Consider the following 13477-nt stretch of genomic DNA (forward strand, 5'->3'; position numbering starts at 1 on the left):
AATGAGCGAGATGAGCGAAACACTCCGGGCTGAGGCCGCCGCACCGGTGGACATGGGTCTGGGCCGCAACATGGCCCTGCTGGCCGATATCCCCGTCCGCATGTCCGTCGAGGTCGGCGCCACCCAGTTGCGTCTGGCCGAAATCATGAATCTGGGCGAGGGCAGCGTCGTGCAGCTCGATCGTCAGGCTGACGATCTGCTGGACATCATGGTCAACGGCACGCTGGTCGCCCGGGGTGAGGTGGTGACGGTGAACGGCCGTTATGGCGTGCGCATTGTCGAGATCGCCTCCACCGAGGCGCGCCTCGCCGGGCTTGAGCGCCGGGCATGAGCGCGCTCGCCTGGTATTTCCTCAAGCTGCTCATCATGCTGCCGCTGGTCGGCGGCATGGCTTATGGCGCGCTGTGGCTGTGGCGCAAATATCAGCCCGGCATGCTGGGCGCCGGCCAGCGCGATCGGATGGTCAAGCTGGTCGATGTGCTGCCCATGGGCACGCTCGGCAAGCTCGCGGTCGTGGAGTTCGAGGGCAAGCGCCTGCTGCTCTCGGTCTCGCGCGGCAAGGTCGAGAAGATCGCGGAGAGCGAAACCCGTCATGGTTGACCATATTCTGGCGACCATCCAAGTGCTCCCGCGCAGGCAGGAGCCCAGGGCGCAGTCGCTGTCCCTTGCCGCCCTGGGCTCCTGCCTTCGCAGGAGCACGGGTTTGCTGATCGGCGCTGCGCTGTTTTGCGCGCTGCTTCTAGCGACGCTGAGCCTCACGCAGCCCGCCTTCGCCCAAGCTGCGCCCGCCGCACCCGCTGCGCCAGTCGCCGCACCCGCGCCGCAAGTGCAGGCGCCGGCAACCGGTGCCCTGCCGCAAGGTGCCGCCGCTGCCTCGGGCGGGCTGACCCGCGCGCTCGACGATGTTTCGGGCGATGGCCGCCCGCTCTCCATCTCGCTGCAGATCCTCGTCCTGATGAGCCTGCTGACGGTGCTGCCGTCGCTGGTGCTGATGATGACCAGCTTCACGCGCATCATCATCGTGCTCTCGCTGCTCCGTCAGGCGCTCGGCCTCGCGCAGACGCCGCCGAACCAGGTGCTCGTCGGCCTCGCGTTGTTCCTCTCGCTGTTCGTGATGCGCCCGGCGATCGACCAGATCACCGCCAGCGCCTACACGCCTTATGGTGAGGGTCAGATCAGCATCGAGGAAGCGGTGAGCCGCTCGGGCAAGGTGCTGCATGGCTTCATGGCCAAGCAGACCCGCCAGAACGACCTCGCTCTGTTTCAGAACCTCGCCAACGTGCCGGCCTTCCGCTCGCCCGAGGAGATTCCCTTCTCGATCATGCTGCCGGCCTTCATCACCAGCGAGTTAAAGACCGCCTTCCAGATCGGCTTCATGATCTTCCTGCCCTTCCTCATCATCGATCTCGTCGTCGCCTCCACGCTGATGGCGCTCGGTATGATGATGCTCTCGCCGACCATCATCTCCATGCCGTTCAAGCTGCTGCTGTTCGTGCTGGTGGATGGCTGGGCGCTGACCATGGGCTCCCTCGCCGGCTCGTTCGCGACCTGAGCGGGCAGGAAAGGGACGCATCATGGAAAATGGCGATTTCTTCGTCGGCCTCGCCCAGCAGGCGCTATGGGTTGCCGCGCTCGCGACCGGGCCGATCCTGATCCCGGCCCTGCTGGCGGGCGTCATCATCGGCATGATCCAGGCCGCGACCTCGATCAACGAGGCGACGCTCTCCTTCGTGCCCAAGCTCATCATCGTCGCGGTGACGCTGGCGCTGTTCGGCGGGGCGATCCTGATGCTCATCGCCGATTTCACGCGCGAGATCTTCGAGCGGATTCCGGACCTGCTCAGATGATCGCACCGGCATTTGCGGGCCTCGAGGCGCAGCTGTGGCTCTGGATGCTGGCGATGATCCGGCCCGGCGCCGCATTGCTCGCCGCGCCGATCTTCGGCGCCGCCGCCGTGCCGGTGCAGCTGCGCATCATACTCAGCCTCGCGATCGGCATTGCCGCGCTCAACAGCGCCCCCTTTGCGCTGCCCGAACAAGGGCTGGCCAGCATCGCCGGCATCGCCCTCGTCGCGGCGGAAGTGATTGCAGGCCTCAGCCTCGGCTTCGCCTTGCAGATCGGCTATTCGGCGGCGTTCATTGCCGGCGAGACGATCGCCAATGCCATGGGCCTCGGCTTTGCCTCCATGGTCGATCCGCTCTCAGGCCAGCCAACGCCGGTCGTCGGCCGCTTTCTCTCGATCATTGCTACCTTCCTGCTGCTCGCCATGGATGGGCATCTGCTGCTCATCCAATACGTCGTGATGAGCTACAAGGCGCTGCCCCCGGGCAATCTCATGCCGGCGAGCGCGTTCGAGAGCATCGCGCAGTTCGGCGGCACCATGTTTGCCTCGGGCGTCATCATCGCCCTGCCGGTCACCTTCACGCTCATTCTCGTCCAGCTCGTCATGGGCATGCTCGCGCGCACCGCGCCGTCGCTCAATCTCTTCGCGGTCGGCCTGCCGGCGACGCTGCTGGCCGGCCTCGTGCTGCTCGCCATCGCCGCGCCGGTCATGGGCGAGGCGATCAGCGACGCCTTGCGCCAAGGGCTCGACATGAGCCGCTTGCTGGCGGGCGGCTGAACCATGGCGCAGGAAGCCTCCGGCGGCGGCGAAAAGACCGAGAAGCCAACAGCCAAGCGTCTGACGGACGCGGCCAGCAAGGGCGACATTCTCCAGTCCCGCGAACTCTCCACCGCCATGGTGGTGATGGCCGGCGTCGGCTGGCTCGCGATTGCCGGGCCGGCGTTGATCGACGCCATCCGCCTGATGCTCGCCGAGGCCCTGCGGTTCGATCAGGGCGATATTGCGGGCTTCGCCCCGGAGCAGCGCGCCTATCATCTGCTCGCCATCATCGCGCTGCCGCTCGCGGGCGTGCTGCTGGCGACGGTCGTCGCGGCGATTGCCGCGCCTGCCGTGCTTGGCTCGCTCGGCTTCCGCACCGGCGCGCTCGTGCCCAAGCCGGAGCGCATGAACCCGATCAACGGGCTCAAGCGCATCTTTGGCATGCAGGGCATTATCGAGCTGGTCAAATCCCTCGCCAAGGTGGTGCTGCTCGGCAGCATCGGCGGCGTGCTGCTGTGGCGGCAGTTCGATGCGATTCACGGCATGGCCAAGACCGGGGTGATGCCGGCGATGAGCGAGATGGGCCACATCTTCGTGGTCGTCACGCTCGCGCTCGCGGCGGCCCTGTTCCTCATCGCGGGCATCGACGTGCCGGCGCAGATCTTCCAGCGCATGAAGCGGCTCAACATGAGCAAGCAGGAAGTGAAACAGGAGCACAAGGAGACGGAAGGCTCTCCCGAACTCAAGGGCGCGATCCGCCGGCGGCAATATGAGACGCTCAACGGCTCGGTGCGTAAGGCGGTGGAAGAGGCCACGGTGGTGCTCACCAACCCGACGCACTTCGCCGTCGCGCTGCGCTATCATCCGGGGCGCGATGCGGCGCCTGTGGTAGTCGCGCGCGGTTCCGATGAAATCGCCGCGGCGATCCGCACGCTCGCGGCCGATCAGGGCCGGCCGGTGCTGCAATATCCCGAGCTTACCCGCGCCATCTACTTCACCTCGCGCGCGGGGCAGGAAGTGGACGAACGGCTGTTCATGGCCGTCGCCGCCATCCTCGCCTTCGTCTACCGGATCGAGCACGCCATGGCGACCGAGATGGACCGTCCGCACATCGATCTGCCCGATGCGATGCGATTCGATGCGGATGGGCGCAATATCGTGAATTAAAGCTTAGCCGAACTCGTCCGTCTTTTGTTGATGGGGACACATTAGAAGGCAATGTGTCATGAACGAGTTCTTGCCCCGCGCCGGGGCTGTCACCCCGGTGACCAGCGCAACGGAGCGCAGCCCCTTGGCTGTGCCTGCCGTTTCCCAATCCCGTGCCATGCATGGCGGGGCAGAGGGAGAGACTTCCCGCGCCGCCTTGCTGCGGGATCGCGAACGCTCCGCCGCCGCTGCCGATTATGCCCGCATCCATGCCGAGATCGCCGATGTGCTGGCGCATATCCAGCCCTCGGCCCGCAATGCTGAATCGAGTGTCGAACTGGCCGACCGGGCCATCGTCTCATTGATGCCGAGCCCCGTCGTCATGCTCCCCATGCCGCCGACCGACGAGCAGATGGTCACCTTCGTCGCCAATGTGGCGCAGGCGGTGGCGCGGCAGGCCGGGCTGGCCCAGGCGGCGCAGGCATCGGTCACCTCGCTCATGGTGGAAGCCGCCTCGCACTGAGGGTTCCGGCGCCAAGCGCGCCGCTGTTCGACGACTGAATGCGCCTGCCCTGATTCTTTGCCCGTGGCACTAAAGCCGCGCTCGCCGCTGCCGTTCTGAAGCCTTGAAAGGACGACGGATATGGCGACGGATATTGCGAGCGCACTGGGCATCGGCTCCGGGATCAACATCACCCAGATGGTGTCCGATCTCACCAATGCCTCGTTCCAGCCGCGCCAGAGTGCCGTCCAGTCCCGGCTGGATACCGCCAGTGCCCGCGTGTCGGCGCTGGCCTCCGCCAAAAGCTCGCTCGAGACCTTCTCCAAGGCCCTGACCGACCTGCTGCAGGGCACCGGCTATCGTGGCAATCCGGTCTCCAATGATCCGACCATCGCGGCGGTCTCGCTCATTCCGGGCGGCGTGCCCAAGGGCCTGCCGGCGCAGCTTGAGGTGCGCCAGCTTGCCGCCGGGCAGGTACTCCAGTCCGCCGCGCTGGCCGACAGCGCCGCCGTCGCTGGCACCGGCACGCTCAAGCTCACCGTGGGCAGCACCGAGACGATGATCACCGTCGGCGGCACCGGCACGCTGGCTGACCTTGCCTCGGCCATCAATGCCGCGAATGCCGGCGTGACGGCTTCGATCGTCACCGATCAATCCGGCGCGCGCCTCGTGCTCAAGGGCGAGACCGGCACCGCCAAGGCCTTCACGCTCACTGCCGAGGCCGATGCGGATGCCAATCTCCAGCGCTTCGTCTGGGATGGCGCCGCCGGGACGCTGACGCAGAGCCAGGTCGCCGCGAATGCGCTGATCCGCATCGACAATGTCGATATGGAATTCGGCTCGAACAAGATCACCACCGCCATCCCCAACATCCAGATCGACCTCAACAAGGCGGAGCCGGGCAAGACGATCACCCTCGCCACGGACCAGCCGACCAGCACCATGAGCGATCTCGTTCGCGAGTTCGTCACCGCCTATAATCAGCTCAAGGGCGCCCTCAACGACGCGACGGTCGCGCAGGGCGATACGGCCGGCCTGCTCTCGGGCGACTTTGGCGTGCGGGATCTGTCGCGGCGTCTCGCCGGTCTCGTCTCCCAGCCGCTGACCGACAGCGGCACCTATCGCACGCTGAGCGACCTGGGCGTGCGCACCGAGCGCAACGGCACGCTCACGCTGGATACCAAGCGGCTCGAAGCGGCGCTGGCGGCTGACCCCGAAGGCGTCACCCAGATGCTCAATCCCGCCGTGCCCAGCGCGACGCAGCCGGGCATTGCCGGGGCGCTCAAGGACATCACCGATTATGTGAACGGCAGCGAAGGTCCGCTCGCCAGTTCCGCAGCCATTTACGGGAAGCAGAAGGCCGCGCTGGAGAAGGAGCTGGAGAAGCTGGGCGATCAGCGCAGCACCTACAGCACCCAGCTCACCGCGACCTACGCGAAGATGCAAACGCGCCTGCTGCAGTTCCAGGCCACGCAGTCCTATCTTGAGCAGCAGGTCAAGATCTGGAGCAAGAACAACGACTAACGGTCCGGACGCAGACGCTGGACACACCAATAAGGGATACGCTGTATGTACATGGGTTCGCATCCGATGAGGCCGATGGCCGCGCTCCGCCATTATGCGGCGGTGGATAGCGGCAGCCGCGTCGAGGGCGCCACGCCGCACCAGCTCGTGCGCATCCTGTTCGACGAGCTGCTGCTCGCGCTGGATACCGCCGCACTGGCGCTCAAGGCCGGCGATCGCCACAAATGCCTGGACCGGCAGACGCGCGCGCTCGCCATTCTCCACGCGCTGGAGACGAGCCTCGATTTCGAGCAGGGTGGCGAGATCGCCATCAGCCTGGCGACCATCTACCGCGAGACGCGCCGCCGGACGCTGGAGGCGACCGTCGCCAATGATCCCAGCCTGATGGAGAGCGCTCACGGCTTCATCGCGGAAATCGCGTCGGCCTGGAAGCAGATCGGCTGACGGCCTACCCGGCCCGTCCGACGCTCCTTTCAACTCGTCCGCTTTTCCGGCATTCGTCGCAAAGCCGGGCACCGGCCGCTCTTCCATCCGTTTCTCTCCCATGCCCATCAAGGGCGACAAGAGAGGATGGACCATGGCAAACCAGAACCAGCAGAACGATCAACAGCGCCAGCCCGGCCAAGGCGGCCAGCAGGACCAGTCCAACACGGACAAGTCCGGTCGCCAGCAGGGCGGACAGGACGATCAGAACCAGCAGGGCGGCGGTCAACGCCAGAACCAGCGCTGATCGGATCAGACATGCGAAGGCCGCCGGTGTTCCGGCGGCCTTTGTTGTGTCCACGCATTCCGCAGCATCTTCACGCCCCCGCCGGCTCACATTTCACCGCCTTGTCCTTGACTTAGCGCGATATTGCCGATCTCCTCGTATCTGAAGGAACAGGCGGGAGCGAGTGATGCGGTCGGTTATCCTGTCGTGCATGATCCTCGCGCTGGCCGGATGCGGTGGCGATGACTCCGCCACTCCCACGCCGACGCCAACCCCCACACCGACATCCAATCGCGCGCCCGCTTTCACGTCGCCCGCCGCGGTCTCGGTCATCGAGAACGTCACGGCTGCTTATGCCGCCCGCGCCAGCGATCCGGATAATGATCCCGTCACGATCAGCATCGCCGGCGGTGCCGATGCAGCGCTGTTCTCGATCAACGTCACCGGCGATCTGGCCTTTCGCACCGCTCCCAATTTTGACGCGCCGGGCGATGCCAATGGCGACAATGTGTATGAGGTGGCGCTCAGCGCCAGTGACGGGCGCACGAGCGCCCAGCAGGATGTCCGCATCACGGTCGCCAATGATCGGGAGGGCATTGCCGTCCGCCGCGTCGCGCAGGGCTTCAGTCAGCCCATTGCACTGTATCGCAGCCCGGTCAGTTCCGCCCTTGTCTACGTCGCCGAGCGCGGGGGGCGCGTCTATCGGCTGGACACGACGAGTGGTGCGCGCACGCTCGTGCTGACTCTCAACAACCTATCGACCGATGGCGAACGCGGCCTCATCGGAATTACGGTGGGCAAGAGTGGAGGCGGTTTTCCGCAGAATCCCTACGCGCTCTACTTGCTGTGGACTGATTCGGCTGGGACTATCAATCTGACACAGCACCCCCTTCTTTCGGATGGATCCTTCTGGAATGGTGATTCGTTCAGCCCTCTCCGCCCGATCTTCTCCGCAGCCCACCCCGGCTTCAGCAATCATAATGGCGGGTGGGTCGATTTCGGCCCCGGCGGAGATAGCCTTGCCGGGGTGCTTTATATCGGGCTCGGCGACGGGGGCGGGGCAGGCGATCCCAATAATAACGCGCAAAATCAAAGCTCGCGATTGGGCAAGATCATGCGTTTGGCCCGCGATCCCGATCCCTACGCCGGGGCTTCGATCCGAGATTGGCTGCCGCCTACCGTCTTTGCCTCGGGCCTGCGCAATCCTTTCCGTGGCGGGTTCGAAGGATCGACCATGATCATCGGCGACGTCGGTCAGGATCAGCGCGAGGAGATCAATGTGCTGCCGATTGCAGAAGGGCCGTACAATCTCGGCTGGCCCTATCTGGAAGGCACGCTCCCCTATAAGGGCGCGGTCCCGGCGAATGTCACCCTGACCGGGCCCAAATTGCACTATGGCCACGGGACGGGGCTGTTTCAGGGCCGGTCAGTGATCGGCGGCGTGGTCTATCGCCAGTCGATTCCTGCGCTCAATGGTCATTATCTTTTCGCCGATTTCGTCAGCGGCAATCTCTGGTCGGTCCCGTTCGACCGGCTGCGGAACGGGCCATTGCTGGACGGGACGGGTTTCGAGAACCGCAATGCCGATTTTGTGCCGGACGTGGGCACGATCGATCAGCCCGTAGCGTTCGGCAAGGATTCCCTCGGAAACGTCTTCATCGTCGATTTCGACGGCGAGATTTTCCAGATCGTCCCAGCCAGTTGATTCGGACACGGAGGCCACCGTCTCGTCGGCAGCCTCCGTTACCGCGTCAGATTACCCCAAGCGCGTCCATCGCCTCGGCCACGCGGACGAAGCCGGCGATGTTGGCGCCCAGCACATAGTCGGCGGGGGCGCCATATTCCTCGGCGGTTTCCGCACAGCGATCGTGAATGTCGTGCATGATCGAGGCGAGGCGGCTTTCCGTCTTCTCGAAAGACCAGCTATCGCGCGAGGCGTTTTGCTGCATTTCCAGCGCGGAGGTGGCGACGCCGCCAGCGTTCGCGGCCTTGCCGGGCGCAAAGAGGATGCCGGCTTCCTGGAACAGCCGCACCGCATCCGGGGTGGAGGGCATGTTGGCGCCTTCGCCCACCGCGATGACGCCATTTTTGAGCAGCGTCTTGGCGTCATTGCCGGTCAGCTCGTTCTGGGTGGCGGACGGCATGGCGATGTCGCAGGGCACGTCCCAGACCGAGCCGCCCTCGACATAGTGGCTCTTGCCGCCCTTGAGGCGCACATAGTCGCTGATCCGGTCGCGGCGGACGAGCTTCACTTCCTTGACCAGTTCGAGGTCGATGCCGTCCTCGTCCATCACATAGCCGTTCGAGTCCGAGCAGGCCGCGATGATGCCGCCGAACTCAATGACCTTCTCCATGGTGTAGATAGCGACATTGCCCGAGCCGGACACGGTCACGCGCTTGCCATCGAAGCTCTGCTTGCGGGTCGCCAGCATCCGCTGGACGAAATAGGTCGCGCCGTAGCCGGTGGCCTCCGTGCGGGCGCGCGAGCCGCCGTGGAACAGCGCCTTGCCGGTCAGCACGCCAGCCTCATAGCGGTTGGTGAGGCGCTTATACTGGCCGAACATATAGCCGACCTCGCGCCCGCCTACGCCGATATCGCCGGCCGGCACGTCGGTATATTCGCCCAGATGCCGGAACAACTCGGTCATGAACGACTGGCAGAAGCGCATGATCTCGCCCTGCGAGCGCCCGCGGGGGTTGAAGTCCGATCCGCCCTTGCCGCCGCCGATCGGCATGCCGGTCAGGGCATTTTTGAAGGTCTGCTCGAAGCCGAGAAACTTGATGATGCCGACATTGACCGAGGGATGGAAGCGGATGCCGCCCTTGTAGGGCCCGAGCGCCGAGTTGAACTGGACGCGGAAGCCGCGGTTGATCTGGACCTGGCCATTATCGTCCAGCCACGGCACGCGGAAGATGATCTGCCGCTCGGGCTCGCACAGCCGCTCGATCAGGGCATTGTCTAGATAATGGGGCCGCTTTGCGACGACGCGGCCGAGGCTTTCCAGCACCTCGGTCACCGCCTGATGAAATTCCGGCTCGCCGCCATTGCGGCGGATGACGTCATGCAGGACCGGGCGAAGCTTATCGTCAATTCTCAGCAATGTTTGGTCTTTCTTCTCTGGACGTAAATTTGATGGCTGGGCTGGACGGCGCCGACAGGGCGCGCGTGGGGCAGGCAGAGACGAAGCGACCGAACATTGCCGGGCCGAGCAGGACTCAGCGCGCGGTGAAGGCCGGTGTGCGTGCTCTGGTCAGGCCCCGGAAGGGTGGCGGACTGGGATGGCGTGGCGTGGCATCATGCGGACTTTCGGGTGTGGGGCGCGCGCGTCTGGAACGTCGCACAGCGGTTCGGCGAAAGGGCCCCGAGCCCGGCGCGCACGGCGCCGGGTCCCGGGGCTAGATGCCCGCGAGAAGCTGCCCCGCATGATGGCGGATGGAAAAATGCCTGATGCATGTCCGCATGAAAAATCCCATGCGTTTCATCGCCTTGCGTGTCAACCGGCAGGGACTGTCTGTCGTTCGTGCCCTTGCGGCCCGATTTGCCCGGCGCCGCAAATGCTCTAAGCCGGGCGAATGACTGCCGATGCCGACACCGCCATAACCCCGCCCTCCATCCCTGCCTCGCTCGATGAGAGCTGGCGGGTGGCGCTGGCCGATGCGTTCGCCGCGCCCTCCATGGCGCAGCTCAAGGCCTTTCTTCAGGCCCGCAAGGCGGCCGGTGCGCAGATCTTCCCGCGCGGCAGCGACTGGTTCAACGCGCTCGCCCTCACGCCCCTGCCGGATGTCCGCGTGGTGATCCTCGGGCAGGATCCCTATCATGGGCCGGGGCAGGCGCATGGCCTGTGCTTCTCGGTGAAGCCGGGCGTGCGGCCGCCGCCGAGCCTCGTCAACATCTTCAAGGAATTGCGGACCGATGTGGACTTTACCCCGCCCGGCCATGGTCACCTCGTCCATTGGGCGGAGCAGGGCGTGCTGCTGCTCAACAGCGTGCTCACCGTCGAGAACGGGAAGGCCGGCGCCCATGCCAATCAGGGTTGGGAGCGGTTCACGGACGCGGTGATCGCTGCCGTCGCCGCGCAGGACAAGCCGGTCGCCTTCCTGCTCTGGGGGGCCTACGCTCAGAAGAAAGCGGCGTTCGTGCAGGATGTGAGCGCCGGGGGGCGGCATCTGGTGCTGAAGGCGCCGCACCCCTCGCCGCTCTCGGCCCATAATGGATTTTTCGGCTGCCGGCACTTCTCGCGGGCCAATGCGTTTCTCACCGCGCAGGGGCGGGGGGCGATCGACTGGTCGTTGCCGCCCGAGCCTGCCGCCTGACCCGCTGCCCGATCTTTCCGCTCGCCGGGAAATCGGGCAGGGTGGCTGCAATATCCTGACGAGGAGCATTCCTTATGGCCTCCGGCCTCGCCGCCCTGCTTGACGACGTCGCCGCCATCGCCCGCCTTGCCGCGGCATCCGTCGACGATGTGACGGCCGCTGCCGGCCGGGCCAGTATGAAGACAGCCGGCGTGGTGGTCGACGATGCCGCCGTGACGCCGACCTACGTCACCGGCTTTTCGCCGCAGCGCGAGCTGCCGATGATCTGGCGCATCGCGCTTGGGTCCATTCGCAACAAGCTCCTCATCCTTTTGCCGCTCGCGCTCCTGCTCAGTGCGTTTCTGCCGCAAGCGATCACGCCGCTGCTGATGGTCGGCGGCACTTTCCTCGCCTTCGAGGGGGCCGAGAAGATCATCGAGATGCTGCGGGGCGGCCATGCGCAAGAGGAGGACGCACTCCCCGCCGATGGCGACGCCAAGGCGCTGGAAAAGGCGAAAGTTTCTGGCGCGATCCGCACCGACCTCATTCTCTCCGCCGAGATCATGGCGATTGCTCTGGCGGACGTGGCAAGCCGCCCGCTGCTGACGCAGGCGCTGGTCCTCGCCGTCGTCGGCCTGCTCGTCACCGTGGGCGTCTATGGCGTGGTCGGGTTGATCGTGAAGCTCGACGATATCGGCCTGCACTTCGCCAAGACCGGCGGCCCTTTGGTCCAGCGGGTGGGTCGCGGGCTGGTGCGGATGATGCCGGGCGTGCTGAGCATGCTCGAATCGATCGGCATGGTGGCGATGTTGTGGGTCGGCGGCGGGATCATTCTGCACGGGCTGGAAGGCACGCCGCTGGCTGTGCTGCCCCATGGCCAGCATGCCATTGCTGAAGCGGTGAGCCACGCGCCGGTCATTGTCTGGACGATCAGCGCGATGCTGGCGGCGCTGTTCGGCTTCCTCGTCGGCTTGGTGGTGGCGGCGATTGTTCACCTCGTGCAAAAAATGCGTGGGGCGCATTGAGGCGATTTAGCCCCTCCTCTTTCGAGGAGGGGTTGGGGTGGTGTTGCACCCTCGCGTTTATTTACTGACTTTGCTATTTACTGACTTTGCGATGCTGGCGCATCGCCACCACCCCCGGCCCCTCCTCTGAAGAGGAGGGGAGACGTGTCGGTCCACCCCGCCCTCAGCGCTCGGGCATGCAGCCGAAGCCGGGCTTGAGTCGCGCGGATCGCGTGGCCAGCATGGGTATTTTGGCGGTCAGGCGCCGGGCCTCGGGCGCATCCTCATAGCGCACGAGCGCCATCCACGGCACGCCGGCCAGATCGCTCTGGCAGCTTTCGAGCGGGCGATTCTCGACATAGCGGCACGAGCAGCCCAGGCGCGCGGCGAGGCCGGCGGCCTGGTCGGCCTCCCGCTGCCAGCCGGGCCAGCTCACCGCGACCCAGAAGGCGACCAGAACCACCGGCAGCAGGGCGAGCCAGCCGCTCGCGCGCTTCATCATGGCCTTGCGCTTGAGAGGATCGCGCTGCCCCCACATCTGATTATCCCCTTTCATCGCGCTGCGTGATAAGGCCGCGCGCCATGAAGATCAAAAGCCTTTCCCGCTGGCTGTGCGTCACCGCCGCCAGCCTGATGCTCGCCGGGGCGGGTGCGTCGCAGGACGTGCCGGCCAGCCGCTATGCCGTGCTGAAGGACAGCCCCGGCCTCTCCGCCATGGCGCTGCGCGAGGCGGTGGACCCGCTGTTCGATCCCGGCGATGGCGCAGACGTGGGCGAGACGCGCGCGCTCATCGTGATGCGCGGGGGCGAGATTGTCGCCGAGCGCTATGCCGATGGGTTCACGCCGCAGAGCCGCTTTTTAAGCTGGTCAATTGCCCGCACGGTCACCGGCCTCATCGCCGGCATGATGGTCTCCGATGGTCTGCTGGCGCTGGACGATCCGGCCCCCGTGGCCGCCTGGCGACAGACCGGCGATCCGCGCGCCGCGATCAGCTTGCGGCACCTCCTGCAGATGAGCAGTGGCCTGCAATATCGCGAAGATTGGCAACCAGGCGAGCCGAGCGACACGCTCGCCATGCTCGCCGGCGAGGGGAGCACGGATCAGGCGGCGTTCGCGGCGGCCAAGCCGCTGGTGCAGGCGCCGGGCGCGACCTTCGCGCCGAGCGCGGGCAGCACCATGATCCTCACCGGCATCATGACGGACCGGCTGACTGCGAATCAGGACCCGCTCGCCCGCCGCGCTGCCATGGCGCGGTTTCTCGATGCCCGCTTCGCGAAACCGCTCGGGCTCAAGGACTTCGTGCCGGAATTTGATGCGCGCGGGACGCTCGAGGGCGCGTTGATGATGCATATGACGGCGCGCGACTATGCGACGATCGGCGAACTCATCCGCCAGCGCGGCCATGTCGCGGGGCGCCAGCTCATCGCCGACCCCTGGTTCGATTTCATGACGGCGCCATCGCCTGCGCATGCCGCATTTGGTGGGCATCTCTGGCTCAACCGGGGTGGCGACCCCTCACCGCTCTTTCCGGGCCAGGCCAGTGCGGGCGTGATGGCGGCGGTTGGCGAGCGCGGCCAGTTCGTCCTGGTTTCGCCCGAGCAGCGACTGGTCATCGTGCGCCTGGGCATCACCCGCGAGGAAGACATGGACGCCCTGCGCGAAGCCATGGCGCGGCTGGTTCGGCGCTTCTCCTGACG

At 65.9% G+C, this 13477-nt stretch carries 16 protein-coding genes; 14 read left to right on the top strand and 2 right to left on the bottom strand.

Annotation, left to right across the window (positions count from 1 at the left end):
• Position 1: 1 nt before the first annotated feature.
• The 11 genes from fliN (at position 2) to M2332_RS11480 (ending at position 8188) form a co-directional block, all read left to right on the top strand.
• A complete protein-coding gene (gene fliN, locus M2332_RS11430) occupies positions 2 to 331 on the top strand; it encodes a flagellar motor switch protein FliN (RefSeq protein WP_181560894.1) in 330 nt (109 codons plus the stop codon).
• Positions 328 to 600 (top strand): flagellar biosynthetic protein FliO, encoded by a 273-nt coding sequence (locus M2332_RS11435; protein WP_181560893.1) that lies wholly within the window; start codon positions 328 to 330, stop codon positions 598 to 600. The genes fliN and M2332_RS11435 overlap by 4 nt, the downstream gene beginning before the upstream one ends.
• 103 nt (positions 601 to 703) lie before the next feature.
• Positions 704 to 1552, top strand: coding sequence for a flagellar type III secretion system pore protein FliP (fliP, locus tag M2332_RS11440; protein ID WP_413715957.1), 849 nt, complete (start codon positions 704 to 706; stop codon positions 1550 to 1552).
• A 22-nt stretch (positions 1553 to 1574) separates the two neighbouring features.
• Positions 1575 to 1847: a flagellar biosynthesis protein FliQ gene (gene fliQ, locus M2332_RS11445; protein ID WP_181560891.1), complete on the top strand. Its 273-nt coding sequence runs from the start codon at positions 1575 to 1577 to the stop codon at positions 1845 to 1847.
• Positions 1844 to 2620, top strand: a complete 777-nt coding sequence (gene fliR, locus M2332_RS11450) for a flagellar biosynthetic protein FliR (protein WP_181560890.1) — start codon at positions 1844 to 1846, stop codon at positions 2618 to 2620. The genes fliQ and fliR overlap by 4 nt, the downstream gene beginning before the upstream one ends.
• Before the next feature lie 3 nt (positions 2621 to 2623).
• Complete coding sequence (locus M2332_RS11455) at positions 2624 to 3769, top strand: flagellar biosynthesis protein FlhB (protein WP_264574129.1); 1146 nt, start codon at positions 2624 to 2626, stop codon at positions 3767 to 3769.
• Between the two features lie 58 nt (positions 3770 to 3827).
• On the top strand, positions 3828 to 4271 hold the full coding sequence (locus tag M2332_RS11460; protein ID WP_264574130.1) for a hypothetical protein: 444 nt from the start codon (positions 3828 to 3830) through the stop codon (positions 4269 to 4271).
• Positions 4272 to 4391: 120 nt separating this feature from the next.
• Positions 4392 to 5774 carry a flagellar filament capping protein FliD gene (gene fliD / locus M2332_RS11465; protein ID WP_264574131.1) on the top strand — a complete coding sequence of 461 codons (1383 nt, stop codon included), beginning with the start codon at positions 4392 to 4394 and terminating at the stop codon, positions 5772 to 5774.
• 75 nt (positions 5775 to 5849) lie between these two features.
• Positions 5850 to 6218 (top strand): flagellar export chaperone FliS, encoded by a 369-nt coding sequence (gene fliS / locus M2332_RS11470; protein WP_264574132.1) that lies wholly within the window; start codon positions 5850 to 5852, stop codon positions 6216 to 6218.
• A gap of 133 nt (positions 6219 to 6351) precedes the next feature.
• Positions 6352 to 6504: a hypothetical protein gene (locus M2332_RS11475; protein WP_264571511.1), complete on the top strand. Its 153-nt coding sequence runs from the start codon at positions 6352 to 6354 to the stop codon at positions 6502 to 6504.
• Between the two features lie 166 nt (positions 6505 to 6670).
• Positions 6671 to 8188, top strand: a complete 1518-nt coding sequence (locus M2332_RS11480; RefSeq protein ID WP_264574133.1) for a PQQ-dependent sugar dehydrogenase — start codon at positions 6671 to 6673, stop codon at positions 8186 to 8188.
• Positions 8189 to 8234: 46 nt separating this feature from the next.
• Here the strand turns inward: M2332_RS11480 and gdhA are convergent, their stop codons facing one another.
• Complete coding sequence (gene gdhA / locus M2332_RS11485) at positions 8235 to 9584, bottom strand: NADP-specific glutamate dehydrogenase (RefSeq protein ID WP_264574134.1); 1350 nt, start codon at positions 9582 to 9584, stop codon at positions 8235 to 8237.
• 472 nt (positions 9585 to 10056) lie between these two features.
• Here gdhA and ung point away from each other — a divergent pair, with 472 nt between their 5' ends.
• Positions 10057 to 10797: a uracil-DNA glycosylase gene (gene ung / locus M2332_RS11490; RefSeq protein ID WP_264574135.1), complete on the top strand. Its 741-nt coding sequence runs from the start codon at positions 10057 to 10059 to the stop codon at positions 10795 to 10797.
• A 74-nt stretch (positions 10798 to 10871) separates the two neighbouring features.
• Positions 10872 to 11801, top strand: a complete 930-nt coding sequence (locus tag M2332_RS11495; RefSeq protein WP_264574136.1) for a DUF808 domain-containing protein — start codon at positions 10872 to 10874, stop codon at positions 11799 to 11801.
• Positions 11802 to 11964: 163 nt separating this feature from the next.
• Here the strand turns inward: M2332_RS11495 and M2332_RS11500 are convergent, their stop codons facing one another.
• Positions 11965 to 12282, bottom strand: a complete 318-nt coding sequence (locus M2332_RS11500) for a hypothetical protein (RefSeq protein WP_264574137.1) — start codon at positions 12280 to 12282, stop codon at positions 11965 to 11967.
• Positions 12283 to 12362: 80 nt separating this feature from the next.
• Here M2332_RS11500 and M2332_RS11505 point away from each other — a divergent pair, with 80 nt between their 5' ends.
• Complete coding sequence (locus M2332_RS11505) at positions 12363 to 13475, top strand: serine hydrolase domain-containing protein (protein WP_264574138.1); 1113 nt, start codon at positions 12363 to 12365, stop codon at positions 13473 to 13475.
• Positions 13476 to 13477: the final 2 nt, after the last annotated feature.

The organism is Sphingobium sp. B11D3A, from assembly GCF_025961695.1.
Taxonomy (GTDB): Bacteria; Pseudomonadota; Alphaproteobacteria; order Sphingomonadales; family Sphingomonadaceae; genus Sphingobium.